At 52.6% G+C, this 25424-nt stretch carries 21 protein-coding genes and 1 tRNA gene; 13 read left to right on the top strand and 9 right to left on the bottom strand.

Going from position 1 to position 25424, the window contains the following annotated elements:
- Window positions 1–14 precede the first annotated feature (14 nt).
- The 3 genes from pncA to sppA all read right to left on the bottom strand — a co-directional run bounded on the left by pncA (window position 15) and on the right by sppA (window position 3601).
- Window positions 15–623 (bottom strand): bifunctional nicotinamidase/pyrazinamidase, encoded by a 609-nt coding sequence (gene pncA / locus NIM72_RS03795; RefSeq protein WP_161734016.1) that lies wholly within the window; start codon window positions 621–623, stop codon window positions 15–17.
- Window positions 624–639: 16 nt separating this feature from the next.
- The gene (ansA, locus tag NIM72_RS03790) at window positions 640–1653 is read right to left on the bottom strand and encodes an asparaginase (protein WP_161734014.1); all 1014 of its coding nucleotides are present in this window, start codon (window positions 1651–1653) and stop codon (window positions 640–642) included.
- A gap of 85 nt (window positions 1654–1738) precedes the next feature.
- Complete coding sequence (gene sppA, locus NIM72_RS03785; protein WP_033783269.1) at window positions 1739–3601, bottom strand: signal peptide peptidase SppA; 1863 nt, start codon at window positions 3599–3601, stop codon at window positions 1739–1741.
- 173 nt (window positions 3602–3774) lie between these two features.
- On the opposite strand from sppA, the gene NIM72_RS03780 reads away from it, so the two are divergent.
- From NIM72_RS03780 to NIM72_RS03770, 3 genes are all read left to right on the top strand, one after another.
- Entirely contained in the window at window positions 3775–4326 is a 552-nt protein-coding gene (locus NIM72_RS03780) for an NAD(P)H nitroreductase (RefSeq protein ID WP_161734010.1), read from the top strand.
- A 192-nt stretch (window positions 4327–4518) separates the two neighbouring features.
- Window positions 4519–6435, top strand: a complete 1917-nt coding sequence (locus tag NIM72_RS03775; protein WP_253418784.1) for a DNA topoisomerase III — start codon at window positions 4519–4521, stop codon at window positions 6433–6435.
- The gene (locus NIM72_RS03770) at window positions 6432–6743 is read left to right on the top strand and encodes a DUF1496 domain-containing protein (RefSeq protein ID WP_161734006.1); all 312 of its coding nucleotides are present in this window, start codon (window positions 6432–6434) and stop codon (window positions 6741–6743) included. The genes NIM72_RS03775 and NIM72_RS03770 overlap by 4 nt, the downstream gene beginning before the upstream one ends.
- Window positions 6744–6776: 33 nt before the next feature.
- On the opposite strand, the gene xthA is transcribed toward NIM72_RS03770, so the two are convergent.
- The 4 genes from xthA to NIM72_RS03750 all read right to left on the bottom strand — a co-directional run bounded on the left by xthA (window position 6777) and on the right by NIM72_RS03750 (window position 9434).
- On the bottom strand, window positions 6777–7583 hold the full coding sequence (gene xthA, locus NIM72_RS03765) for an exodeoxyribonuclease III (RefSeq protein WP_161734004.1): 807 nt from the start codon (window positions 7581–7583) through the stop codon (window positions 6777–6779).
- A gap of 261 nt (window positions 7584–7844) precedes the next feature.
- A tRNA-Tyr gene (locus tag NIM72_RS03760) sits at window positions 7845–7929 on the bottom strand.
- Between the two features lie 144 nt (window positions 7930–8073).
- Window positions 8074–8922, bottom strand: a complete 849-nt coding sequence (gene purU / locus NIM72_RS03755; protein WP_253418781.1) for a formyltetrahydrofolate deformylase — start codon at window positions 8920–8922, stop codon at window positions 8074–8076.
- 56 nt (window positions 8923–8978) lie between these two features.
- Window positions 8979–9434 carry a YchJ family protein gene (locus NIM72_RS03750; RefSeq protein WP_253418778.1) on the bottom strand — a complete coding sequence of 152 codons (456 nt, stop codon included), beginning with the start codon at window positions 9432–9434 and terminating at the stop codon, window positions 8979–8981.
- A gap of 96 nt (window positions 9435–9530) precedes the next feature.
- Here NIM72_RS03750 and rssA point away from each other — a divergent pair, with 96 nt between their 5' ends.
- The 5 genes from rssA (at window position 9531) to NIM72_RS03725 (ending at window position 15039) form a co-directional block, all read left to right on the top strand.
- On the top strand, window positions 9531–10436 hold the full coding sequence (rssA, locus tag NIM72_RS03745) for a patatin-like phospholipase RssA (RefSeq protein ID WP_161734000.1): 906 nt from the start codon (window positions 9531–9533) through the stop codon (window positions 10434–10436).
- Between the two features lie 99 nt (window positions 10437–10535).
- Window positions 10536–11552 (top strand): two-component system response regulator RssB, encoded by a 1017-nt coding sequence (gene rssB, locus NIM72_RS03740; protein ID WP_161733998.1) that lies wholly within the window; start codon window positions 10536–10538, stop codon window positions 11550–11552.
- A 193-nt stretch (window positions 11553–11745) separates the two neighbouring features.
- Window positions 11746–12654 carry a UTP--glucose-1-phosphate uridylyltransferase GalU gene (gene galU / locus NIM72_RS03735; protein WP_253418775.1) on the top strand — a complete coding sequence of 303 codons (909 nt, stop codon included), beginning with the start codon at window positions 11746–11748 and terminating at the stop codon, window positions 12652–12654.
- A gap of 22 nt (window positions 12655–12676) precedes the next feature.
- Window positions 12677–14017 (top strand): UDP-glucose/GDP-mannose dehydrogenase family protein, encoded by a 1341-nt coding sequence (locus NIM72_RS03730; protein WP_222925404.1) that lies wholly within the window; start codon window positions 12677–12679, stop codon window positions 14015–14017.
- Between the two features lie 14 nt (window positions 14018–14031).
- Window positions 14032–15039: an NAD-dependent epimerase gene (locus NIM72_RS03725; protein ID WP_253418772.1), complete on the top strand. Its 1008-nt coding sequence runs from the start codon at window positions 14032–14034 to the stop codon at window positions 15037–15039.
- Window positions 15040–15116: 77 nt separating this feature from the next.
- Here NIM72_RS03725 and hns read toward each other — a convergent pair whose 3' ends face one another.
- Complete coding sequence (gene hns, locus NIM72_RS03720; protein ID WP_161733990.1) at window positions 15117–15527, bottom strand: histone-like nucleoid-structuring protein H-NS; 411 nt, start codon at window positions 15525–15527, stop codon at window positions 15117–15119.
- Between the two features lie 408 nt (window positions 15528–15935).
- Between hns and tdk the strand changes: the two genes are divergently transcribed.
- The gene (gene tdk, locus NIM72_RS03715; RefSeq protein WP_033783265.1) at window positions 15936–16556 is read left to right on the top strand and encodes a thymidine kinase; all 621 of its coding nucleotides are present in this window, start codon (window positions 15936–15938) and stop codon (window positions 16554–16556) included.
- 68 nt (window positions 16557–16624) lie between these two features.
- Here tdk and adhE read toward each other — a convergent pair whose 3' ends face one another.
- Window positions 16625–19312 (bottom strand): bifunctional acetaldehyde-CoA/alcohol dehydrogenase, encoded by a 2688-nt coding sequence (gene adhE, locus NIM72_RS03710; protein WP_161733988.1) that lies wholly within the window; start codon window positions 19310–19312, stop codon window positions 16625–16627.
- A gap of 448 nt (window positions 19313–19760) precedes the next feature.
- Between adhE and NIM72_RS03705 the strand changes: the two genes are divergently transcribed.
- The 4 genes from NIM72_RS03705 to oppB all read left to right on the top strand — a co-directional run bounded on the left by NIM72_RS03705 (window position 19761) and on the right by oppB (window position 25423).
- The gene (locus NIM72_RS03705) at window positions 19761–20408 is read left to right on the top strand and encodes a YchE family NAAT transporter (protein ID WP_161733986.1); all 648 of its coding nucleotides are present in this window, start codon (window positions 19761–19763) and stop codon (window positions 20406–20408) included.
- Between the two features lie 581 nt (window positions 20409–20989).
- Window positions 20990–22615, top strand: a complete 1626-nt coding sequence (locus tag NIM72_RS03700) for an ABC transporter substrate-binding protein (protein WP_253418769.1) — start codon at window positions 20990–20992, stop codon at window positions 22613–22615.
- A 154-nt stretch (window positions 22616–22769) separates the two neighbouring features.
- Window positions 22770–24410 carry an oligopeptide ABC transporter substrate-binding protein OppA gene (gene oppA, locus NIM72_RS03695; protein ID WP_161733982.1) on the top strand — a complete coding sequence of 547 codons (1641 nt, stop codon included), beginning with the start codon at window positions 22770–22772 and terminating at the stop codon, window positions 24408–24410.
- Between the two features lie 92 nt (window positions 24411–24502).
- The gene (oppB, locus tag NIM72_RS03690) at window positions 24503–25423 is read left to right on the top strand and encodes an oligopeptide ABC transporter permease OppB (RefSeq protein WP_161733980.1); all 921 of its coding nucleotides are present in this window, start codon (window positions 24503–24505) and stop codon (window positions 25421–25423) included.
- The last annotated feature ends 1 nt before the right edge of the window (window position 25424 follow it).

The following is a 25424-nucleotide window of genomic DNA, read 5'->3' as shown; positions in this document are numbered from 1 at the left end:
TGCCAGCTCCTTTTTTAAATCAGAATCGCGCCCTGCGCCGTCATCTGAGCAAAGGCGATTTCACTGTCCTCAGGATTGAGATTAACGCCGCGGCAACCTTCTTTGACCACCTCGACGTGATACCCCAATTCCAGCGCATCCAGCACGCTATATTTCACGCAGTAATCTGTCGCCAGCCCCAGCATCACCAGATGGGTGATGCCACGCTCACGCAGCCAGCTGTCCAGCTCGGTTTTACGACGGTGGCCATTATCAAAAAAGGCGCTGTAGCTGTCGACATCCTGATCTTCACCTTTATGGAACGTCGCATCGAACAGTGAACGATCCAGACCGGGATGGAAATCCGCACCTGCTGAGCCCTGAATGCCGTGATCGGGCCACCAGATTTGCGCCAGACCATTTAACTCGCCCAGCGTGTAGACCGGCTCACCGGAAACCGAGGCAAAGCTGCCGTGATCGGCCGGGTGCCAGTCCTGCAGGGCCAGTACGCATTCACCGTTCTCACGGAACAAACGCGCATAGCGATTAGCCACCTCGACCGTGTGGTCGCCCTCATGGACTGCCATCGGGCCGCCGGGGCAAAAATCGTTCTGAATATCAATAATGATGAGTGCCCGCTTCATTACATGTCGCTCCGTTTCAGTCTTCAGTCAGTTCGCCGCGCAAATTCTGCTGCATTCTGGCACGGATTTGATCGGCAGAGAGTTCCTGACTGAGTAAAAAGTGTAGCTTGGTCAGCGCGGCTTCTACCGTCAGGTCAAATCCGCTAATCACGCCAGCCTCTTCCAGCGCATTGCCGGTGGCGTATCCGCCCATATTCACCTTGCCTGAAATACACTGGGTCAGGTTTACTACCACGATACCACGTTCGCTGGCCTGCTGAAGTTCGGCCAGAAATTCCTTGTTCTGCGGGGCATTGCCCACGCCATAAGAACGCAGGATCAGCGCCTTCACCGGCTGACGCAGGAAGTTACGCACCACGTCGGCGGAAATTCCTGGATAGAGGGTGACCACACCAATGGGCTGAGGCGTAATGGTGTGAACGTTCAGTTCACCCTGACCGGACGGGGCAGGTGGCGTATTGAGGCGGCGAATATGAATGCCCGCTTCCAGGAGTGCGGAGAGGTTCGGCGAAGCAAAGGCGTTGAAGCCATCGGCATGAGCCTTGGTGGTACGGTTACCGCGATAAAGTGTGTTATTGAAAAACAGAGACACTTCGCTAATCGGATAGTTAGCCGCTACATAAAGAGAATTCAACAGATTCTGCTGACCATCTGAGCGCAGTTCCGCCAGTGGAATCTGCGACCCGGTCACGATCACCGGCTTGGCCAGATTTTCCAGCATGAACGAGAGCGCAGAGGCGGTAAACGCCATGGTGTCAGTGCCATGCAGAATCACAAAGCCATCGTAGCGATCGTAATTTTGTCGGATATCGTTGGCGATAAACTGCCAGTCTTCCGGGGTCATGTCGGATGAGTCGATCAGCGGCTGATATTCATGAATGGTGAAATCAGGCATCTCGGGGCGGTGGAACTCGGGCATATTCGCCAGCTGCTGCTGCAGGTGCCCTGAGACCGGAATATAGCCCTGCGCAGAGCGCTGCATACCGATTGTCCCGCCAGTGTAGGCAACGTAGATGTTTTTCTTTTGCATTAGAGAACTCAGACTCGCCATAAAACGCGCAGTATAAGGGGAATAGCGGGGAAAAGCAGCCCGACCAGCGGCCGGGCTGAGAGGTTTATCGCACTTCGCCGCAGTTCAGGCAGAAGGCATAACGATTCTGAGGATCGTTCTGCTTGTCGAACAGACCCGGCTGGGCTTTCATGGCACTCATCACATCCAGCATCGGTGCGGGCAGCCAGGCTTTCAGCGTATCCGGCAATACGGCCTGTACAGAGGCGTTCATCTGGCCCAGCACCATATCCAGGAAGGTCGGTTCATCCTGATACCAGCTCAGCATAGGTTTACTGACTTTAGCCAGCTCGCCCGCCTTCTTCACGGCATCATCGAAGTCACCCAGCGCATCCACCAGACCATTGGCTTTGGCATCGCTGCCGGTCCAGACATGGCCCTGCGCGATCGCATCAATCTGCTCTGGGGTTTTATGACGCGACTTCGCCACCAGACCCACAAAGTTGCGGTAGCCATTTTCGATAGTCAGCTGCATCAGCTGCTGAACTTCCGCTGGCAGCGCTTTGGTGGTAGAGATATCCGCCAGCGGGGAGGTCGCGACACCATCTGTGTGTACGCCAATGCTGTCCAGACTGTTCTCCAGCGTATTAATCACACCGAAGATACCAATCGAGCCGGTCAGCGTGCTGGGGTTCGCCACAATATAGCTGGCAGGCGTTGAGATCCAGTAACCGCCGGATGCCGCCATGCCGCCCATAGAGACCACAATCGGCTTACCTGCGGCCTGGGCCGCCGCCAGCTCTTCACGAATGGCTTCCGAAGCCGTCACGCTGCCACCCGGGCTGTTGACCCGCAGAATGATCGCTTTGATTTTTGGATCGAGACGCGCATCGCGAATCTGCGCGGCCGTGGTATCACCACCCACGTTGCCCGGCGTCTCTTCGCCATCCATGATGGCACCGCTGGCCATGACGACCGCAATGTTGCCATCCTGCTGCGAGGAGGCTGGTTTCACGCTGTAGTCATAGATGCTGACGCTACGGTAATCGTTGCTCTGCTTATCCAGACCAAAGGTTTTCACCAGCTCCTGATCGGCTGCTGCACGGGAACCCAGGGCATCGACCAGCTTGTTATCCAGCGCATATTGCGCGGTATCGCCTTTAACCGCGTTTAAACCAGCAATAATCGCTGCTGCGCCAGGGAAGAGTTGTTCCGGCGTCAGCTGGCGATTCGCCGCCACGGTATTCAGGTAGTTCTGCCACAGCTGACCGACCCAGCGGCTGTCAGCATCACGTGCCGCTGGTGACATGTCGTCACGCAGGAATGGCTCGACCGCTGATTTATAGGTCCCGACACGGAAGACGTGTGAGGTGACTTTCAGCTTCTCCAGCAGGGTTTTGTAGTAGAGTCCATTGGTGGCGAAACCATGCAGATCCACGGTGCCCTGCGGCGACAGATAGATTTTCGTGGCGTAGCTGGCAAGGTAGTATTGCGCCTGGCTGTAGCTGTCGCCCAGAGCATAAATTGGCTTGCCGCTGTCGCGGAATTCACGCAGCGCTTTACCCACATATTGCAGCGAAGGCTGATCGCCACCGGCAAACTCGCGTAGATCGAGCACCATGCCTTTAATGTTGCTGTCACCTTTTGCCTGGCGAATGGCATCGACCACATCAAACAGCGAATTTTCCTGTAAGCGATCACTGCTGGCACCCAGCAGCTGGCGACCAATTTTACTCAGACGGTTGCTTACCGACGGTTTATCCACCAGCACGCCGCTGAGATCGACCTTCAGCGCGCCCTGCTGAATCGGCGCTGAACTGCCGCCCGATCCGCTGACCTGAAGCCAGATCCCTACACCCACCACAATCAACAAAATCAGGAAAATATTCAGAATAAATTCCCTGATAAAATTCAATACCCGCCAGCTCCAGCGGAACAGACCTGCAATTATTCGCCACAATGTGCGCATCAGACTCTCCATAAATATGTAGCAGGAAGTGGCCGCCGCGCGGACCAGACTTCCCCGACGAGCTCATCCTAAAGAGCGGCGTGTGAAAAGTCAGCAGGAAATCACTGCGCACTGTTACAAAAAATCTGCCTGTGCCAGGATAATGGCAACATTACAGAGATCGGGAGAGAAACATGGACGCACTGGAGTTACTGGTCAACCGACGTTCGGCTTCACGCCTGACTGAGCCGGCACCGGCAGGTGACGCACTGGAAAATATCCTGCGGGCTGGCATGCGCGCCCCGGATCACGGCACGCTGCAACCCTGGCGCTTCATCATTGTAGAAAATGAAGGGCGTGACCGGATGAGTCAGCTGCTGGAGAGGGCGGCACGCGATAGCCAGCTGGATGAAAAGGCGATTAATAAAGCGAGCCAGGCGCCGTTTCGCGCACCGATGATTATTACCGTGGTGGCACATTGCGAAGAGCACCACAAAGTGCCGCGCTGGGAACAGATTGCCTCGGCCAGCTGTGCGGTGATGGCGATGCAGATGGCAGCGCTTGCTCAGGGTTACAACGGTATCTGGCGCAGCGGTCCCTGGACCGATGACGAGCAGGTACGGCAGGGTTTTGGCTGCCGCGAGCAGGATGCCATTGTTGGCTTCCTTTATCTGGGGACCCCGCAACTGAAATCCAGCACCACGGTGCTCCCGCCTGACACCGCGCCTTTCGTCCGCTACTTCTAATCTGCATGTCCGGTTCCGGCAGGGTGCATTTCAGCCCTGCCTTTTGCACGGTTCCTGTGCGAACGATCGCTAACACCGCGCGTCACGCTTACGCCCGAAGCCCTGCCAGGCTAACATAGCCCCAAGATTCAAACCGACAGCGAACAACCGGTTATCACTGTGTTCCCCTGATGTTAAGGATGTCCTGATTCAATGCGTTTGTTTATTGCGGAAAAACCGAGCCTTGGGCGTGCTATCGCAGATGTGCTGCCGAAACCGCATCGCCGCGGTGATGGCTTTATTGCCTGCGGCAACGATCAGATCGTCACCTGGTGCGTGGGACACCTTCTGGAGCAGGCGCAGCCCGACAGTTATGACAGCCGTTACGCACGCTGGTCGCTGAACGATCTGCCGATCATCCCGGAAAAATGGCAGCTGAAACCGCGTCCGTCGGTCGCGAAGCAGCTGAAAGTGGTTGAAAGTCTGCTGGCGCAGGCGAGTGAAGTGGTGCATGCCGGTGACCCGGATCGGGAAGGGCAGTTGCTGGTGGATGAGGTGCTGGATTACCTTAACCTGCCGGCTGAAAAACGCAGCAAAGTGCAGCGCTGTCTGATCAACGATCTTAATCCTCAGGCAGTGGATCGAGCCGTAAATCGCCTGCGTGAGAATCGCGAGTTTATCCCGCTGTGCGTCTCTGCGCTGGCCCGCGCCCGGGCGGACTGGCTTTACGGCATCAACATGACCCGTGCCTGGACGCTGCTGGGACGCAATGCTGGCTACGATGGCGTGCTGTCGGTAGGTCGGGTGCAGACACCGGTACTGGGGCTGGTAGTCCGGCGCGATGAGGAGATCGAAAACTTCGTGCCGAAAGACTACTTCGAAGTTAAAGCACATATCCTCACGCCGGATGGTGCCAGATTTGTTGCCAGCTGGATTCCCAGCGAAGCCTGTGAGCCGTGGCAGGATGAAGAGGGGCGTCTGCTTAAACGCGCACTGGCCGATCATGTGGTAGCGCGTATCACCGGTCAACCCGCCATCGTCACAGCTTACAGTGATAAGCGCGAAAATGACGTCGCTCCGCTGCCATTCTCCCTGTCCAGCCTGCAGATCGAGGCCGCAAAACGGTACGGACTGAGTGCCCAGACGGTTTTGGACGCCTGTCAGCGGCTCTATGAAACACACAAACTGATTACCTACCCGCGTTCAGACAGCCGCTATCTGCCGGAAGAACATTTTGTTGGTCGTCATGCAGTCTTAAAGGCGATACAGGCGCATCAGCCCCAGCTTACCCCACCAGCAGACTTTAACGCCGATCGCAGAAATCGCTGCTGGGATGATAAAAAAGTCGATGCTCACCATGCCATTATTCCCACGGCCCGAAGCAGCGCGGTAAAGCTCAGCGAAAATGAACAGCATATCTATGAGCTGGTGGCACGCCAGTATCTGATGCAGTTCTGCCCGGATGCAGTATTCCGTAAATGTGTCATCGACCTTGATATTGCGGGCGGAAAATTTGTGGCGAAAGCGCGCTTCCTGGCTGAGGCGGGCTGGCGCGCACTGCTGGGCAGCAAAGAGCGTGATGAAGAGAACGACGGCATGCCGCTGCCAGAGGTGGCGAAGGGTGATGAGTTGCTGTGTGAGCGTGGCGAGGTGCTGGCGAAGCAGACTCAGCCGCCACGCCCGTTTACCGATGCGACGATTCTTTCTGCAATGACCGGCATCGCCCGTTTCGTTCAGGATAAAGAATTAAAGAAAGTGCTGCGTGCGACCGATGGTTTAGGAACGGAAGCCACACGTGCCGGCATTATCGAATTACTGTTTCGTCGTGGCTTCCTGGTGAAGAAGGGCCGTTACATCAATTCCACGGATGCAGGACGCGCCCTGATTCACTCTCTGCCCGATCTGGCCGCGCGCCCGGATATGACGGCGCAGTGGGAATCGACACTGACGCGTATCAGCGAAAAGGCCTGCCGCTATGATGAGTTTATGCAGCCGCTGGTGCAGACCTTAACCGGCCTTATCCAGCAGGCGCGGCAGCAGCCTGCGGCGCATGCATTTCGGGGATTACCGTCCACCGGACAGAAACGTCCGGTGCGCAAAACCAGGCGTAAAGTGAAGGAGACGGAATGAGGCATTATTCAGTATTACTGGCCCTGGCTCTGATGCTGGCGACCAGCGCAGTGCAGGCCAACAGTCGTTATCAGTCGATGCCACAACAGGGCAACAATGGTGTAAACACTGATGTAGTGGTGGATATGCCGCCTGAAGCCTGGACGCAGTCAGAGAGACGTCAGCAGGACTGTCTCCGCTGCTGTATCTTTGAGAACCGCAACTACACAGAAGGTGCGGTAGTGAAATCTGAGGGCGTGCTGCTGCAGTGTGCGCGTGATGAACAGTCTCTTGGCACCAACAACCTTATCTGGAAGATAGTGAAATAGCCGTCGCGTGGCGCTCTGCCACGCGACCATTAATTAAAAGTGGAAGGTTGACCAGATGGGGGCGTGGTCAGATGGTTTTTCCATGCCCCGGATCTCATAATCAATGCCGGTCTCAACGCAGTGCGACGCCAGGGTTTTGCTCGCCAGCACCAGATCGATGCGTAACCCGCGATTATCATCAAACCCTTTCGAACGGTAATCGAACCAGGAAAAGCGATCCGCCACCTCCGGATTGTGCTCACGCCAGGTATCAACCAGTCCCCAGCCCAGCAGGCGGTCCATCCACTCGCGCTCTTCCGGCAGGAAGGAGCATTTGCCGGTGCGCAGCCAGCGCTTGCGGCTCTCCTCACCAATACCAATATCCCGATCGGTGCTGCTGATATTCATGTCGCCCATAATCAGAACCGGCTTATCAGCAGGCAGATCCTCGGTCAGCAGACGTTGCAGATCGCGATAGAACTTCTCTTTAGCCGGGAACTTGGTGGGATGGTCGCGACTTTCGCCCTGCGGGAAATAGCCATTAATCACCGTGATGTCGCCAATCGGGCTGGGAATTTCCGCCATGATCAGGCGGCGCTGGGATTCTTCATTATCGCCCGGAAAACCCCGGCTGACTGACACTGGCTGAGCTTTGGTTAGCAACGCCACGCCGTAATGGCCTTTCTGACCATGATAAAAGACGTGATAGCCAAGCTTTGCCACCTCCTCCAGTGGGAACATGTCGTCATGGACTTTGGTTTCCTGCAGACCGATCACATCGGGCTGATGCTGTTCGACAAGCGCCTGAAGCTGATGTGGGCGGGCACGCAACCCATTGATGTTAAATGAAACAAATTTCATGAGATCGACCATTATTCAGCAAGTAATGGGCGAAGATGGTAGCGATTTTTATTGAGAAAGTCATGACGGAACAGACTGAGATTGTGCGAAAGCGGGTAAGAAACGTGAGGAGGCGTAAGGCAGACCAGGAAGCTCAGGTATCGTTTTGGGAGTCGTGTGCACGATGCCCGACCCGAACCTTAATCGAAGGTTCTCATCCCTCTCCGCGCAGAACAGGAGGCTGTGATGTTTTTTTGGGATTAAGTGCGACATGCAGGATGATGGTGGTGGGAGAAGGATTCGAACCTTCGAAGTCTGTGACGGCAGATTTACAGTCTGCTCCCTTTGGCCGCTCGGGAATCCCACCATGGCCTGAATCTTTGTCTCTTAAAGCGGGGCGCATCATACCAAATGCGATAAGAGTGTAAAGCGCCCACTGGCAAAACCACAACTGTTTGCCCACTTTTTACACGTAGCGCTGAATCTGCAGGCAATTCAGCGTCCTGGCTGATTAAAGAATAATCGTACGGTTGCCGTAAACGAACACGCGCTGTCCCAGCACTTTATACAGTGCGTTGCTCAGTACATTCTTTTCTACGTCGCGACCGGCACGCATCATCTCATCCGCGGTATAGCTGTGATCAACGTTAATCACATCCTGCATGATGATGGGACCTTCATCGAGATTGTCATTCACGTAGTGCGCGGTAGCACCGATGATTTTCACGCCACGCTCATAAGCCTGGTGGTAAGGGCGGGCTCCAATAAAGGCGGGCAGAAAGGAGTGATGAATATTGATAATCTGGTTCGGATAACGCTGCACGAAAGCGGGCGTCAGAACGCGCATATATTTTGCCAGCACCACGTAATCGGGCTGATAGCGGTCAATCTCTTCTGCCATGCGGTTATCGTGCTCTTCCCGCGTCAGCCCGTCATGACTCACCAGCACAAACGGAATATCAAAACGCTCAACCAGTGAACGCAGGGTATCGTGGTTACCCACTACCGCTGCAATTTCCATATCCAGGCCGCCAAACGCGCTCTTCATTAACAGATCGCCCAGGCAGTGTGCCTCTTTAGTCACCAGAATCACCACGCGACGGCGACCGGCACTGTGAAGTTCCCGCACTGAACCCTGCGGCAGGGCGCTGTCGAGATCAGCGAGCAGGGTATTATCGTTGAAAATTCCTTCCAGCTCGGTGCGCATGAAAAAACGCCCGGTGCGATGATCAACAAACTCATTGTTCTGCACGATATTAAGTTCGTGCTTGTAACAAATATTGGTGATTTTGGCGATCAGACCTTTTGCATCGGGACAAATGGTTCGTAAAACTTTTCTTTGCATGGTTTGCGCTTGCATCTCAATCAGAGTCCTGTCAAAGCATTAGGGTGTAAACCGCTGGGGTAGCCGTCAGCTTAACCACAACATTTTTTGTATTTTTTGCCACTGCCGCACGGGCAGGGATCGTTACGCCCGACGGGCGGTATTGTACCGTCAACATAGTACCAGCGTTGATCCTCGCGAAGAAAGCGTGAACGCTCATGAATGGCATGAATGTTTGTTTTCTCGCGGTATCGCGCAAAAAAGGTAACGAAAGCTTCGTTCTCATGGTTTCCATGATTACAACGGGTTACATTCAGGCTAAGCCATTCGGTGCCCGGAAAACTTTCAGATAAAAGCCCCGACAGCCCCGGATGCCGTTTGTCAGGATGCCAGGTTGCAACCAGATAGTCCGCATTCTGCTGAACATAGGCGCAATAACGGGATCGCATAAGTTGTTCAGCTGTAACAGGAGTCTGGTTACCCTGCAGAAAGGGCCCGCAACATACGCTATACTGCTCTCCGCTACAACATGGGCAGGTTTCTGACACATTGTCTCCCGGGAATGATGAGTCGATTTCACAAGCGCGCTATGTTAGCTGACCCCACGTTGTGACGCTACGTATTGACGGCAGGACCAGATACAAATGAGAAAGGTAAGAATTGGATTGGCTCTTGGATCTGGCGCGGCCAAGGGATGGGCGCATATTGGCGTGATTAACGCGCTGGAGCGGGCCGGTATTGAGATTGACGTTGTTGCAGGCTGCTCAGTCGGCGCACTGGTCGGGTCTGCCTATGTGAATAACCGTTTACCGCTGATGGAAAAATGGGTCAGTGCATTTCGCTACTGGGATGTGATTCGCCTGATGGACGTCTCCTGGCAGCGTGGCGGGTTGTTACGCGGCGAAAGAGTATTCAGCCATGTCCGTCAGCTGATTCCCAATGATGCGATTGAGCACTGTAATAAACCCTTTGGCGTGGTGGCGACCAACCTCAGTACCGGACGTGAGCTCTGGCTGACCGAGGGCGATCTGCATCAGGCAGTACGCGCATCCTGCAGTATGCCAGGTTTATTACCGCCGGTGGGCTACAATGGGTATTGGCTGGTGGATGGTGCTGTGGTTAACCCGGTGCCGATTTCACTGACGCGCGCCCTGGGCGCAGACATTGTTATCGCCGTTGACTTACAGCATGACGCACATTTAATGCAGCAGGATCTCTTTTCCGTTACACCTCAGAACAGTGAAGAAGAAGCCGCCGCAGCGGCATTAAGTTGGGGGGGAAAGTTGCGACAGCGCCTGGTGAATTTCACCCAGCGCCGTGCATCTCAGTCACCTGGCGCGATGGAGATTATGTCTACTTCTATTCAGGTACTGGAGAATCGCCTTAAGCGAAACCGTATGGCAGGCGATCCGCCCGATGTTTTGATACAGCCGATCTGTCCGCAAATTTCGACGCTGGATTTTCATCGTGCTGAAGAGGCCATTGAGGCAGGCAGGGCCGCCGTAGAGAAGAAAATGGATGAACTATTACCACTGGTCCGTGGCAGATAATCAGGTTGTTCATTCAAAACGGTGACTTCGGGCAATACTGAAAGGCGCAACTGCGTTTTATGAACCACTATTGAATTATCTGGTACGCAGGGGGAAAGAATGGAAAAACCACTACTCGGCAAAAAGATACTCATTGTCGAAGATGAGGCTGTTTTCCGTTCGTTGCTGGACCAATTTTTGTTATCGATGGGTGCTGTGACGTTACAAGCGGAAGATGGTCTGGAAGCAATTGCACAACTACAACAGCATACTGTCGACCTGATTATCTGCGATCTGGAAATGCCCCGTATGAGTGGCATCCAGTTTGTTGAACATATTCGTACCCGTGGCAATGTCGTGCCGATATTGATCATCTCGGCCACTGAAAACATGTCCGATATCGCTCATGTGCTGCGTCTTGGGGTGCAGGATGTGCTGCTTAAGCCACTCAAAAACTTCGAACGCTTCCGTGAAGCGGTTTATGAGTGCCTTTATCCCTCAATGTTCACCTCAAAAGTGGAGGAGGATGAGCAGCTTTTCCAGGACTGGGATGCGCTGGTTCGCGATCCAAAAGCAGCCGCCAAGCTGCTCAAGCAACTTCAGCCGCCGGTACAGCAGACCATTGCCAACTGCCGGATTAACTATCGCCAGTTGACGATGGCCGAGCAGCCTGGTCTGGTACTTGATATCGCGGCACTCTCCGACAAAGATCTGGCGTTTTACTGTCTCGATGTGACGCGCGCCGGTGATAACGGCGTGCTGGCGGCACTGCTGCTGCGCGCACTGTTTAATGGCCTGCTGCAGGAGCAGCTCACGGGCCAAAAACAACGTCTTCCGGAGCTGAATGGACTACTCAGACAGGTCAATCTGCTGCTGCGTCAGGCGAACCTGAGCGGTCAGTTCCCGCTACTGGTTGGTTACTATCATCGCGGTTTAAAAAATCTGATTCTGGTTTCGGCCGGATTAAACGCCACACTACATGTGCATGCCCATCAGATTCAGCTCAGTAATGGTGTCCCGCTTGGCACTATGGGCAGCACCCATCTTAATCAAATCAGTCAGCGCGCAGATAACTGGCAGTGCCACGTATGGGGCGCGGGTGGTCGCATCCGGCTGATGCTGTCTGCAGAAGAGTAAGGGTAAAAAACAGAGAGATTCTGGCGATGAACTCAGGGCCAGAGTTTAGCTTTACAGTTGGGTAATAGTCTTAATTTCGACAGTTTAGTCCCTTCCAGGATAAATCCGTTCGATACTAACTGATATACTCATTTCCGATTTTAAACCGACATATCAAGTATTAACTTGAACGGCCTATAAGAGAGGTATCTTAATGTCTGCCAATAATACCAAAGTAAAAAAAGCGGTAATCCCGGTAGCGGGTTTGGGTACGCGTATGCTCCCGGCTACCAAAGCGATTCCAAAAGAGATGTTACCGCTGGTTGATAAGCCGTTAATCCAGTATGTCGTCAACGAGTGTATCGCTGCTGGCATCAACGAAATTGTGCTGGTTACGCATTCATCAAAAAATGCCATCGAAAACCATTTTGATACCAGCTTCGAACTGGAATCAATGCTGGAAAAACGCGTTAAGCGTCAGCTGCTGGATGAAATCCAGTCAATCTGCCCGCCACACGTTACCATCATGCAGGTCCGTCAGGGCATCGCTAAAGGTCTGGGTCACGCTGTGATGTGTGCACACCCGCTGATCGGTGATGAGCCATTTGCGGTCATCCTGCCAGACGTCATCATCGACGAATATGAATCCAACCCAACCAAAGATAACCTGGCAGAAATGCTGAGCCGTTATGAAGAGTCTGGCCGCAGCCAGATCATGGTTGAGCCGGTTGACGATGTTACCGCGTACGGTGTTGTTGATTGCCAGGGCGCAGAACTGAACCCAGGCGACAGCGCACCTATGGTTGGTGTGGTTGAAAAGCCTAAAGCGTCAGAGTCACCATCAAATCTGGCCGTTGTAGGTCGCTATGTGCTGTCTTCAGACATCTGGCCACTGCTGGCGAAAACTCCTCCAGGTGCAGGCGGCGAAGTTCAGCTGACTGACTCCATTGCGATGCTGATGGAAAAAGAGACGGTTGAAGCTTATCACCTGAAAGGCGTGAGCCATGACTGTGGTAATAAGCTGGGCTACATGCATGCTTTCGTTGAGTACGGTGTTCGTCATCCGGTATTGGGCAAAGATTTCTCTGAATGGCTCGATGGCGCAGTTGGCAACAAAAAGTAATTCATAAACACAGGATAACTCGATGAAAGTCACTGTATTTGGTATCGGCTATGTCGGTCTGGTTCAGGCTGCGGTGTTAGCCGAAGTCGGACATGACGTTCTCTGCATTGATGTCGACGCTAATAAAGTCGAAAATCTGAAAAAAGGCATCATTCCTATTTTCGAACCAGGTTTAACACCGCTGGTAATGTCCAATTACGAAGCGGGTCGTCTTAAGTTCAGCACCGATGCTGAGCAGGGCGTAAACCATGGTGTTATGCAGTTTATTGCAGTCGGTACTCCACCGGATGAAGACGGCTCTGCCGATCTGAAATATGTGACCGCCGTAGCGCGCACTATTGCGCAGCATATGAACGATCACAAGGTGGTTATCGACAAATCAACCGTTCCGGTTGGCACAGCAGACAAAGTTCGTGCAGTAATGACGGAAGCGCTGAAAGCGCGTGACGCCAACATCACTTTCGATGTGGTTTCAAACCCGGAATTCCTGAAAGAGGGTGCAGCAGTTAATGACTGTATGCGTCCGGAGCGTATTGTTGTCGGTACTGACAACGACGACGTGGTAGAACTGTTACGCGAGCTCTATGAGCCGTTTAACCGTAATCACGATCGCATGATCATGATGGATATCCGCAGCGCGGAGCTGACCAAGTATGCCGCAAACTGCATGCTGGCAACCAAAATCAGCTTTATGAACGAGATGTCTAACCTGGCTGAACGTTTAGGTGCGGATATTGAGAAAGTACGTCAGGGTATCGGTTCTGATCCCCGCATTGGCTATCACTTTATCTATCCTGGCTGTGGCTACGGCGGCTCCTGCTTCCCGAAAGATGTGCAGGCGTTAATCCGTACCGCTGAGTCCATTGGCTATCAGCCACGTCTTTTGCAGGCGGTGGAAGATGTGAATGACAACCAGAAAAACAAGCTGCCTACCTTTATCAAGCGTCATTTTGGTGACGATCTGAAAGGTAAGACGTTTGCACTCTGGGGTCTGTCATTTAAGCCGAACACTGACGATATGCGTGAAGCCTCCAGTCGTGTGCTGATGGAAACGCTGTGGGAAGCGGGCGCATCTGTTCAGGCGTTTGACCCTGAAGCAATGGATGAAGCACAGCGCATCTATGGTCACCGCAGCGATCTGAAGCTGATGGGTACCAAAGAAGCCGCACTGCAGGGCGCAGACGGTCTGGTCATCTGTACGGAGTGGCAAAACTTCCGTGCGCCTGACTTCGACGTTATCAAAAATGCACTGAAAGAAGCCGTGATTTTTGATGGTCGTAACCTGTATGATCCAGAGCGTATCAGCAAACGCGGTTTCGTTTATTATGCAATCGGCCGCGGAGCGTCTATTCAAACTGCATAATTAACGAGGGATTTATGAACTTTCTGGTCACCGGCGCCGCAGGCTTTATTGGTTTTCATGTCAGTCAGCGTCTGCTGGCCGCCGGTCACCAGGTTGTCGGTATCGACAACCTGAATGATTATTACGACGTAAATCTCAAGCAAGCCCGTCTCAATTTAATTAAAGCCGATTCTGGTTTTACATTTATTGAGATGGATCTGGCGGACCGTGACGCAATGGCGTCACTGTTCGACCAGCACACATTCCAGCGCGTTATTCACCTTGGCGCTCAGGCTGGCGTCAGGTACTCCATTGAAAATCCCCATGCCTACGCAGACTCAAATCTGATCGGTCACCTCAATATCCTTGAAGGCTGTCGTCATCATAAAATTGAACATCTGCTCTATGCCTCATCCAGTTCAGTTTATGGCCTGAATCGCAAAATGCCGTTCTCAACCGAAGATAGCGTTGATCATCCGGTTTCTTTATATGCGGCGACTAAAAAAGCTAACGAGTTAATGTCGCACACTTACTCGCATCTTTATCAGCTGCCGACGACCGGATTGCGCTTCTTTACCGTTTACGGTCCCTGGGGCCGTCCTGATATGGCACTCTTTAAGTTCACCCGGGCAATGATTGCAGGTGAAGCGATAGATGTTTATAACCAGGGCCAGATGAAACGCGACTTTACCTATATTGACGATATTGCTGAAGCGATTGTCCGTCTGCAGGATGTTATTCCGCAGCAGGATGATAACTGGACTGTTGAAACCGGTTCACCTGCAACCAGCTCTGCGCCTTATCGGGTTTATAATATTGGTAACAGTCAGCCGGTTACCTTGATGAACTATATCGAAGCGATTGAGAAAGCGTTGGGGATTACGGCGAAGAAAAACCTGATGCCAATGCAGCCCGGTGATGTGCTGGAAACCAGTGCGGATACCGAAGCGCTGTATAAGGCCATTGGTTTTAAACCGCAGACCGGGGTCGAAGAGGGCGTTAAAAATTTCGTTGACTGGTATCGCGATTTCTACCGCGTCTGATTAAAAGAAAAAGGAAGCTCCGGCTTCCTTTTTTATTGGGGTAGCAGGCTAACGCTTAAGCAGCGAAGCAGTCAGCATTACAGTAAAAAATCGTCCAGCGTTTTACCCTGTTCTTCCAGCGCTTTTTTAATCACGGCCGGTGTCCGTCCCTGACCTGTCCAGGTTCTGGACTCGCCTTTTTCATCGGTATAACCATATTTGGCCGGGCGCACTGAGCGTTTACCTTTTGCCGCAACCCGGTGAGTGGCGGTCAGCGTGTTAATCAGTTCATTCGGGTCGATTCCATCTGCCAGCAGCATTTCACGATACTGATTAAGCTTACGCGTGCGTTCTTCATTTTCTGCCTGAAAATGTGACTCTTCTTCGCGGCGTTCTTTTACCACCACGTCCAGTTTTTCCAGCATCTCTTCCAGTGTTTCGACGGAATACTCTCTGGCCTGGGCGCGCAGCGTACGGATATTATTAAGAACTTTTAGTGCTTCGCTCATTGTCCTGGTCTCTGAATAAGGAAAAAGTTGTGTTGCCCGCTAATAGTAGTGGTGACATTAAATAACTTCAATCTTAAAACAATATCAGAACGATAATTCCCTGAGTAATTAAAATAATCACAGTGAAAATTTCACGGTTATGGCAAATAAAAAAAGAGTTTCCGCAAGTCTGATATGCAATAAATTTAATGTATTTAGCGTGGTAACAAAAATGTCATTCCTTTTGTTGCGGGTAAAATAAGCAAAACTTATCCAGCGTGAAGCGCACATAACCGGCTCCCGGCTATGCACCAGGATGAATAACCGGTCAGCCGTTACGCTTTAATTACCGCTACACCGCAATGTATTACCTGCACTTTGTGTTAATATGCGCGCCATTCCGTTAAGTCCTGATGAAGATACGCTCCTATGGCTCAACTCTATTTTTATTACTCTGCCATGAATGCAGGGAAATCGACGGCACTGCTGCAATCCTCCTATAACTATCAGGAGCGCGGCATGCGCTCGCTGGTCTATACCGCTGAAATCGATAACCGGTTTGGTGCCGGGCAGGTGAGTTCCCGTATCGGACTTTCGTCACCGGCCATGCTCTACAATGCTGAAACCGCACTCTATAGTGACATTGCCGCCGAGCATGCCGCGCAGCCAATCCACTGTGTGCTGGTTGATGAGAGTCAGTTCCTGACCCGGGAGCAGGTTAAAGCACTCTCTGATGTCGTAGACGATCTGGATATTCCGGTGCTCTGCTATGGCCTGAGAACCGACTTTCGCGGTGAACTGTTTGTGGGCAGTCAGTATCTGCTGGCATGGGCTGACAAGCTGGTTGAATTAAAAACCATTTGTCATTGTGGCCGCAAGGCGAGCATGGTGCTGCGACTGGATAGCGAGGGTAAACCTTTCAGCGAAGGCGAGCAGGTGGTCATTGGCGGTAACGAACGCTATATCTCCGTCTGCCGTAAGCATTATAAACAGGCGATAGAGCAGGGGTCGTTACAGGCGATTCATGGCGCACAGACTCCGCTGAATTAACCGCATCATTCAGGTAATAAAAAACCCGCCGCGGCGGGTTTTTTTATCAGACAGTCAGAACCGGACTATCAGACTTTCTTCACTTTCTTATCAACCTTCACGCCTTTCACCGGCTGCTCAGAGACAGCTTCGGCGACACTTGAGAACGGTTCGACAAATTCACGTCCGTAGTAGGTATCGAGCATAATCTGTTTCAGCTCAGCAATCAGCGGATAGCGTGGGTTCGCGCCGGTACACTGGTCATCGAACGCATCATCGGCCAGTTTGTCGACTTTCGCCAGGAAGTCCGCTTCCTGCACACCGGCTTCGCGGATTGAGGTCGGAATACCGAGTTCAGTTTTGATCTCGTCCAGCCATACCAGCAGCTTCTCAATTTTCTGCGCGGTGCGGTCGCCTGGTGCGCTCAGACCTAAGTGGTCAGCAATCTCTGCGTAACGACGACGCGCCTGCGGACGATCATACTGGCTGAATGCGGTCTGTTTGGTCGGGTTGTCATTCGCGTTGTAGCGAATAACGTTCGAGATTAACAGGGCATTAGCCAGGCCGTGTGGGATATGGAACTCTGAACCCAGTTTGTGTGCCATTGAGTGACAGACCCCGAGGAATGCGTTGGCAAACGCAATACCGGCGATAGTTGCGGCATTGTGTACGCGTTCACGCGCCACCGGATTTTTTGCGCCTTCGGCATAGCTGGCCGGCAGGTTCTCTTTCAGCAGTTTCAGTGCCTGCAGCGCCTGACCATCAGAGTATTCATTCGCCAGCACAGAAACATAGGCTTCCAGAGCGTGGGTGACTGCATCCAGACCACCGAAGGCGCAGAGTGAACGTGGCATATCCATCACCAGGTTGGCATCGACAATTGCCATATCTGGTGTCAATGCATAGTCAGCCAGAGGATATTTCTGACCGGTCGCATCGTCGGTTACCACAGCGAACGGTGTGACCTCTGAACCGGTACCTGAGGTAGTCGTGATGGCAACCATGCGTGCTTTGACGCCCATTTTTGGGAACTTGTAGATACGTTTACGGATGTCCATGAAACGTAACGCCAGCTCTTCGAAATGGGTTTCGGGATGTTCGTACATCACCCACATGATTTTCGCGGCATCCATTGGGGAACCGCCGCCCAGGGCAATGATGACGTCAGGTTTAAAGCTGTTCATCTGCTCTGCACCTTTACGTACGATGCTCAGCGTTGGGTCAGCTTCAACTTCGAAGAATACTTCAGTCTCGATGCCGTGTGATTTCAGCACGCGGGTCACCTGGTCAGCATAACCGTTATTGAACAGGAAGCGGTCAGTGACGATAAAGGCACGTTTCGCGCCGTCCGTTGCCACCTCTTCCAACGCAATTGGCAGTGAACCCCGACGGAAGTAGATGGATTTAGGAAGTTTATGCCACAACATATTCTCAGCTCGCTTGGCGACAGTTTTGGTATTGATCAGGTGTTTTGGACCGACGTTCTCTGAAATAGAGTTACCGCCCCAGGAACCACAACCCAGCGTCAGAGACGGCGCCAGTTTAAAGTTGTAGAGGTCACCGATACCGCCCTGAGAGGCCGGGGTGTTGATCAGAATACGCGCGGTTTTCATTTTGTCGCCGAAGTAGTGCACGCGCTCAGTCTGGTTATCCTGGTCGGTGTAAAGGCAGGAGGTGTGACCGATACCGCCCATGGCGACCAGTTTCTCGGCTTTATCTACAGCATCCTGGAAATCTTTTGCCCGATACATTGCGAGGGTAGGTGAGAGTTTTTCGTGGGCAAATGGCTCAGACTCATCCACCAGTTTCACTTCACCAATCAGGATCTTGGTGCTCGGCGGCACGGTGAGACCGGCCATCTCTGCAATTTTGAAGGCAGGCTGACCCACGATCGCCGCATTCAGACCGCCGTTTTTGAGGATGATATTCTGTACGGCGCTTAGTTCAGCACCCTGCAGCATGTAGCCGCCATGGCTGGCGAAACGTTCACGCACGGCATCATAAACTGAATCAACCACAATGACAGATTGTTCAGAGGCGCAGATCACCCCGTTATCAAAGGTTTTTGACATCAGAATGGAGGCAACGGCACGTTTCACATCGGCGGTTTCATCAATCACTACCGGCGTGTTACCGGCACCGACACCAATCGCCGGTTTACCGGAGCTGTATGCTGCTTTCACCATGCCCGGACCGCCGGTGGCGAGAATCAGGTTGATGTCAGGGTGATGCATCAGCTGGTTTGAAAGTTCAACAGACGGGGCATCGATCCAGCCGATAATGTCTTTCGGCGCACCGGCAGCAATGGCGGCCTGCAAGACAATATCGGCAGCTTTGTTTGTCGCATCTTTGGCGCGAGGGTGTGGCGAAAAGATAATGCCGTTACGGGTTTTAAGACTGATTAATGCTTTAAAGATGGCGGTTGACGTTGGGTTGGTTGTCGGGACGATACCGCAAATCAGGCCAATCGGCTCGGCGATGGTAATCGTACCGAACGTATCGTCAGTGGCTAATACACCACAGGTTTTTTCATCTTTATAGGCGTTGTAGATATACTCGGAAGCAAAGTGGTTTTTAATGACCTTGTCTTCGACGATGCCCATACCGGATTCGGCAACGGCCATCTTGGCTAGCGGGATTCTGGCGTCAGCGGCGGCAAGGGCGGCGGCACGGAAGATGGCGTCGACCTGTTGTTGAGAAAAGTTGGCATATTCACGCTGGGCTTTTTTTACACGTTCGACCAGTGCATTGAGTTCAGCGACATTGGTTACGGCCATGGTGTTCTCCTGAAGGAAGTTAAACTTTTTTAGTAAACAATCCTGCGTCCTGAGTATAGTCACGCTGAAATAACGTGACTGGCTGACAGGTAAATCCCGGATTTTCAACTGTTTACTGAACGAGTCTTCTGCTGGCGTTAGCGAGCTTTCTTATCCTTCCGTTAAGAAAAGATTACCTGGTTTGGGGTAGGTCAATTTTGATGCAGATCAATTTAAGCGCAAGCTGACACCTTTCAGCAGCCCTTTATAGTGCTTTCCTGTTAAGTCAGCGTGCTCCTGTGCTCAGCCGTCCTGGCAGTGGCTAAATCCAGCCACTTTTTAATCTCTGGCGGAAAGCGCTAATTGCTTTGCTGTTCATCAGGATAAATACCCAGGCGCACATCTGGCGTCTCTGCACGTTTTCACATACATTAGGCGCGTTTTCCCCCCTGTGGTACGGAGTAGAGTTGTGAATCCAGCGCTGTTAGATCTATCAGGCTACATAAAATTTTTTGTCGGGCTCTTTGCGCTGGTCAATCCGGTAGGCATTATTCCGGTGTTCATCAGCATGACCCGTTATCAGGGGGTAGCTGAGCGTAACAAAACCAACCTTACAGCTAATCTGGCCGTTGCCATTATTCTCTGGACGTCACTTTTCCTCGGCGATGCGATTCTGCATGTGTTTGGCATCTCGATTGATTCCTTCCGGATTGCGGGCGGGATTCTGGTCGTCACCATTGCCATGTCGATGATCAGCGGCAAGCTGGGCGAGGATAAGCAGAACAAACAGGAGAAGTCAGAAACGGCGATTCGTGAAAGCGTGGGGGTTGTGCCGCTGGCATTGCCACTCATGGCGGGGCCGGGTGCCATCAGCTCAACCATCGTCTGGAGTACCCGCTACCACAGCTGGCTCAATCTGCTGGGATTCACCCTGGCCATTGCTATTTTTGCCTTCTGCTGCTGGCTGCTGTTCCGCGCCGCGCCGTTAATGGTGCGCATTCTTGGGCAGACCGGTATCAACGTCATTACCCGAATTATGGGCCTGTTACTGATGGCGCTGGGTATTGAATTTGTTGTGACCGGCATGAAGTCGATTTTCCCCGGCTTGCTGAACTAGAAACTCACTTATTTCATGCAGCGAAGCGAATTGGTGACCTGAATTGGTGCAGTAAGGTAATTTATTGCACCATAGTAATGCAGTCATTCATCCTGCTTAATAAAAACAGACGATTATAAATTCCGTTACTGTGGGTTTGCTCACAGACTTTTTTTCTCAGAATAATGTCACTATTTTCACACGATAATCTGCTATCAGATCTCCGCTCAACCCGATAAATACCCAGGCTTCAGCGGCCAGCCTGAATTTCATCACATCGATGCTCTTTTTATCAATACAAATACCAAAACAGACGCTTTTTGTAGCTGCATAACGCCCTGGAAAAAGGTTTCCAGCTAAATAGCCTATTTTTCATATCGATATAATATTTTCAGGACGAAAATTAACACTTTCGCTGCCTGACATCTCATGATAAAAGAGAATTAGTTAACATTTTAGCTATTTTGCTTTGGCGCCCCTTCGCGGCTTCTGATAATTTTTGGCCCAGCGTAAATTTTTTCTCCGAAAGTCCAAAGTGAGAACGCTTTTTGCTTAAGCCTATCGGGATACTTAATTAAAGGTTGGCGTTTCGCATGATTGGGATGAAAAACTTGCAACAACAGCGGTCAGCAATCGCACTCTTTTTGTTCACGGCTTTTTCTCCGGCTTATGCCGCCACCATTCCGCCTGGAACGGTTCTGGCCGCCCAACAGCAAATAGTGATCAACAACGGAAGCGAAGTCTCTTCACTGGATCCACATAAAACCGAAGGCGTGCCGGAATCTAATGTTATCCATAACCTGCTGGATGGCCTGGTTAACACCGATAACCGCGGTCAGGTTGTGCCGGGCGTCGCCAGAAGCTGGGAAAATCCACAACCCACGGTCTGGATTTTTACTCTGCGTGATGATGCAAAGTGGAGCAATGGCGAACCGGTGACGGCCGCTGATTTCGTTTATAGCTGGCGTCGGCTGGTGGACCCGAAAACAGCATCGCCATATTCCAGCTATCTGCAGGCAGCTCATTTTGCCGGTATTGATGCCATCCTCGCCGGTAAAGCATCACCCGATCAATTGGGCGTAAAAGCACTTGATGCCCATCGCCTGCAGATTACCCTGAGTGAACCCGTGCCTTACCTGGTGGCGATGTTAGCGCACACGGCGATGAAGCCGGTTTATGCGCCAGCCATTAAGCAGTGGGGCGACGCCTGGACCCGTCCCGGTCACTACATCGGTAACGGTGCCTATACACTCAGCGACTGGGTGGTGAATGAAAAAATCATTGTGACGCGTAATCCCCTCTACTGGGACAATGCGCATACGGTGATTGAGCAGGGGACCTTCCTGCCGATCGCTTCTGAAAACAGTGACATTAATCGCTATCGCAGTGGTGGCACGGATATCACTAACAGTGCGATACCGCCAGAGATGTTTGGCAAGCTGCGCAAAGAGCTGGGTGATGAAGTCAAAGTCAGTCCGCTGCTTTGCACCTTCTACTACGAAATCAACAACAAAAAAGCGCCGTTCACCGATGCACGGGTGCGCGCTGCGCTGAAAATGACCCTCGATCGCGAGGTGATTGCCAATAAGATCATGGCTCAGGGACAGATTCCGGCCTATAGCCTCACGCCACCGTTCACGGCTGGTATTAAGCTATCCCCGCCTGAATGGTTCACCTGGACCCAGGCGCAGCGTAATGAGGCGGCGAAAAAGCTGCTGGCAGAGGCGGGTTTTGATGCCAGCCATCCGCTGAACTTTACGCTGCTCTATAACACCTCTGATCAAAATAAGCGGCAGGCGATTGCCGCCGCGTCGATGTGGCAGAAAAATCTGGGCGCGAAGGTGACGCTGCAGAATCAGGAGTGGAAAACCATGCTGGAGACCCGTCATCAGGCCCAGTATGACGTGGTACGTGTCACCTGGTGTGCCGATTACAACGAGCCCTCCACCTTCCTGAACATGCTGATCAGTAACGCCTCGATCAACACCGCGTTTTACAGCAGCGCGACCTTCGATCGCTTAATGGCGGAAACGTTGACGGCGGGCAGCGAGGCGCAGCGCGTCGACCTGTATCAGCAGGCTGAAACACAACTCGACAAAGACTCACCAATTGTGCCAGTTTACTACCGCGTAAGTGTGCGCCTGGTAAAGCCCTGGGTTGGCGGCTTTACGGGCAAAGACCCGCAGGACATGACAGACCTGAAGTACTATTTCATCAAACAACACTGATCTGATCGCCGTTTCGGCGAGACAGTCGGGACACGCATCAGCGTACAGACCATTTTGGGGTCAATCTCCCTGGGAACAGGCCAGGGAGCCCGGAGACGGGGGACGCCGTGGCGGAGCATCGCCACGGTGACGATAATAAAACTGGAGTGTAATAATGAACAACATCACGAAAAAAAGCCTGATTGCAGCGGGCGTTTTTGCCGCAGTGAGTGCCCTGGCAGGGAATGCGGCTTTCGCGGCAACCGTGCCTGCGGGCGTTGAGCTGGCCGCTAAACAGGAGCTGGTTCGCGGCAATGGCGATGAAGTACAGTCGCTCGATCCGCACAAAATCGAAGGCGTGCCGGAAGATAACGTGGCGCGCGATCTTTACGAAGGTCTGCTGGTCAATGACAGCAACGGTAAACCGATCCCGGCCGTAGCGGAAAGCTATGAAAATAAAGATTTCAAAGTGTGGACTTTCCACTTACGTAAAAATGCCAAATGGTCCAATGGCGAGCCGGTCACCGCGCAGGATTTCGTCTACAGCTGGGAGCGTCTGGTCGATCCTAAAACCGCCTCACCGTATGCCAGCTATCCGCAGTATGGTCATATCCTGAACGTCGATGACATCATCGCCGGTAAAAAACCAGTTACCGATCTGGGCGTAAAAGCTATTGATGACCACACGCTGGAAGTCACCCTGAGCGAGCCGGTTCCCTATTTTGATAAGCTGCTGATTAACTCCGTCATGTCACCGGTTTACAAACCGGCGATTGAGAAATTTGGCGATCAGTGGACGCAGCCGCAGAACTGGGTCGGCAACGGTGCCTTTAAGCTTGAAGCGCACGTGATTAACGAACGTATCACCCTGGTGCGTAACCCGAACTACTGGGACAATGAACATACGGTGCTGAACAAAGTCACCTTCCTGCCGATCAGTTCAGAAGTCAGTGACGTTAACCGCTACTTCTCCGAGAACGGCAGCGACATGACCTATAACAACCTGCCAATTGAGCTGTTTAAAAAGCTGCAGCGTGACAACGGTAAAGAGCTGCACGTCGATCCATATCTCTGCACCTATTACTACGAAATCAACAACCAGAAAGCGCCATTCACCGATCCTCGCGTGCGCGCGGCCCTGAAGCTGGGTCTGGATCGTGACATCATGGTGAATAAAGTGCTGGCGCAGGGCCAGAAACCTGCCTATAGCTACACGCCACCAGCGACCGACGGCATGGACATTCTGCCGCCAGACTGGTTCACATGGTCACAGGACAAACGTAATGCCGAAGCGAAGAAGCTGCTGGCTGAAGCGGGCTACACCGCTGACAAACCGCTGACCTTTAACCTGCTGTATAACACCTCCGATCTGCACAAGAAGCTCGCGATTGCCGCCTCGTCGATCTGGAAGAAAAACATCGGCGTAAACATCAAGCTGGAAAACCAGGAGTGGAAAACCTTCCTGGATACCCGTCATCAGGGTAACTACGATGTGTCGCGTGCGGCCTGGTGTGCGGACTACAACGAACCCACTTCCTTCCTGAACACCATGGTGTCCAACAGCAGCAGTAACACATCGCACTACAAGAGCGATGAGTTTGACAAAGTGGTGCGTGACGCGATCAAAGCCCCGGATGCGAAAGCCCGCGCAGTGGATTATCAGAAGGCTGAGCAGATCATGGATAAAGACAGCACCATCGTACCGGTTTACTACTACGTAAATACGCGTCTGGTGAAACCTTATGTCGGCGGTTATACCGGTAAAGATCCACTGGATAAAACCCTGGATAAAAACTTCTACATCATCAAACACTAATAGCATTCAGGCTATCAGCAGTGGCGGCGCGTCTGGCGCCGCCTTTTTTAATTTTTTATATGTTGTGAAGCAACAGCCTGGTAGGTACGGCAATGTTAAAATTCATCCTGCGTCGCTTGCTTGAAGCGCTACCGACGCTGTTCGTCCTGATTACTATTTCCTTCTTTATGATGCGCCTGGCCCCCGGTAGTCCTTTTTCCGGTGAGCGTACGCTGGCACCCGAAGTCATGGCCAACATTGAGGCGAAGTACCACCTCAATGATCCCATTGGTAAACAGTATGTCGATTACCTTGTGCAGCTGGCGCACGGCGATTTCGGCCCGTCGTTTAAATACAAAGACTATTCGGTCAACTATCTGGTCGCACATGCGTTCCCGGTTTCTGCCAAACTCGGTCTGGCCGCGTTCCTGCTGGCGATAGTGCTGGGCGTGACCGCCGGCGTCATCGCTGCGCTCAAACAAAATACGTTGTGGGACTTCGCGGTGATGGGGGTGGCAATGACCGGTGTGGTGATACCCAGTTTCGTGGTCGCACCGCTGCTGGTCCTGCTGTTCGCCATCAGCCTGAAATGGCTGCCGGGCGGTGGCTGGAATGGCGGGCAGTGGAACTACATGCTGCTGCCGATGGTGGCGCTGTCGCTGGCGTATATCGCCAGTATCGCGCGTATTACCCGTGGATCGATGATTGAAGTGATGCACTCCAACTTTATCCGCACCGCGCGCGCCAAAGGCCTGCCGCTGCGCCGCATTGTGCTGCGTCATGCGCTGAAGCCCGCATTGCTGCCGGTGATCTCCTACATGGGACCGGCGTTTGTCGGCATCATCACCGGGTCGATGGTCATTGAGTCGATCTATGGTCTGCCGGGTATCGGTCAGCTGTTTGTGAACGGTGCGCTGAACCGTGACTACTCACTGGTGATGAGCCTGACCATTCTGGTCGGTTTGCTGACCATTATCTTCAACGCGATTGTTGACGTGCTCTATGCCGTTATCGATCCAAAAATTCGTTACTGAT

Source organism: Pantoea sp. B550 (genome assembly GCF_024158165.1).
Taxonomy (GTDB): domain Bacteria; phylum Pseudomonadota; class Gammaproteobacteria; order Enterobacterales; family Enterobacteriaceae; genus Pantoea; species Pantoea alfalfae.
Note: the sequence above shows the minus strand (reverse complement) of the source record. Positions and strands in the feature narration are given on the sequence as shown.

Bases quoted from the DNA above. Each gene is read 5' to 3' on its own strand.
- ansA (WP_161734014.1), bottom strand. From the start codon at position 1,653: ATGCAAAAGAAAAACATCTACGTTGCCTACACTGGCGGGACAATCGGT.
- NIM72_RS03775 (WP_253418784.1), top strand. From the start codon at position 4,519: ATGCGTTTGTTTATTGCGGAAAAACCGAGCCTTGGGCGTGCTATCGCA.
- rssB (WP_161733998.1), top strand. From the start codon at position 10,536: ATGGAAAAACCACTACTCGGCAAAAAGATACTCATTGTCGAAGATGAG.
- NIM72_RS03725 (WP_253418772.1), top strand. From the start codon at position 14,032: ATGAACTTTCTGGTCACCGGCGCCGCAGGCTTTATTGGTTTTCATGTC.
- hns (WP_161733990.1), bottom strand. From the start codon at position 15,527: ATGAGCGAAGCACTAAAAGTTCTTAATAATATCCGTACGCTGCGCGCC.
- adhE (WP_161733988.1), bottom strand. From the start codon at position 19,312: ATGGCCGTAACCAATGTCGCTGAACTCAATGCACTGGTCGAACGTGTA.
- tdk (WP_033783265.1), top strand. From the start codon at position 15,936: ATGGCTCAACTCTATTTTTATTACTCTGCCATGAATGCAGGGAAATCG.
- sppA (WP_033783269.1), bottom strand. From the start codon at position 3,601: ATGCGCACATTGTGGCGAATAATTGCAGGTCTGTTCCGCTGGAGCTGG.
- oppA (WP_161733982.1), top strand. From the start codon at position 22,770: ATGAACAACATCACGAAAAAAAGCCTGATTGCAGCGGGCGTTTTTGCC.
- NIM72_RS03700 (WP_253418769.1), top strand. From the start codon at position 20,990: ATGAAAAACTTGCAACAACAGCGGTCAGCAATCGCACTCTTTTTGTTC.
- purU (WP_253418781.1), bottom strand. From the start codon at position 8,922: ATGCAAGCGCAAACCATGCAAAGAAAAGTTTTACGAACCATTTGTCCC.
- NIM72_RS03730 (WP_222925404.1), top strand. From the start codon at position 12,677: ATGAAAGTCACTGTATTTGGTATCGGCTATGTCGGTCTGGTTCAGGCT.
- NIM72_RS03770 (WP_161734006.1), top strand. From the start codon at position 6,432: ATGAGGCATTATTCAGTATTACTGGCCCTGGCTCTGATGCTGGCGACC.
- NIM72_RS03780 (WP_161734010.1), top strand. From the start codon at position 3,775: ATGGACGCACTGGAGTTACTGGTCAACCGACGTTCGGCTTCACGCCTG.
- oppB (WP_161733980.1), top strand. From the start codon at position 24,503: ATGTTAAAATTCATCCTGCGTCGCTTGCTTGAAGCGCTACCGACGCTG.
- rssA (WP_161734000.1), top strand. From the start codon at position 9,531: ATGAGAAAGGTAAGAATTGGATTGGCTCTTGGATCTGGCGCGGCCAAG.
- galU (WP_253418775.1), top strand. From the start codon at position 11,746: ATGTCTGCCAATAATACCAAAGTAAAAAAAGCGGTAATCCCGGTAGCG.
- xthA (WP_161734004.1), bottom strand. From the start codon at position 7,583: ATGAAATTTGTTTCATTTAACATCAATGGGTTGCGTGCCCGCCCACAT.
- pncA (WP_161734016.1), bottom strand. From the start codon at position 623: ATGAAGCGGGCACTCATCATTATTGATATTCAGAACGATTTTTGCCCC.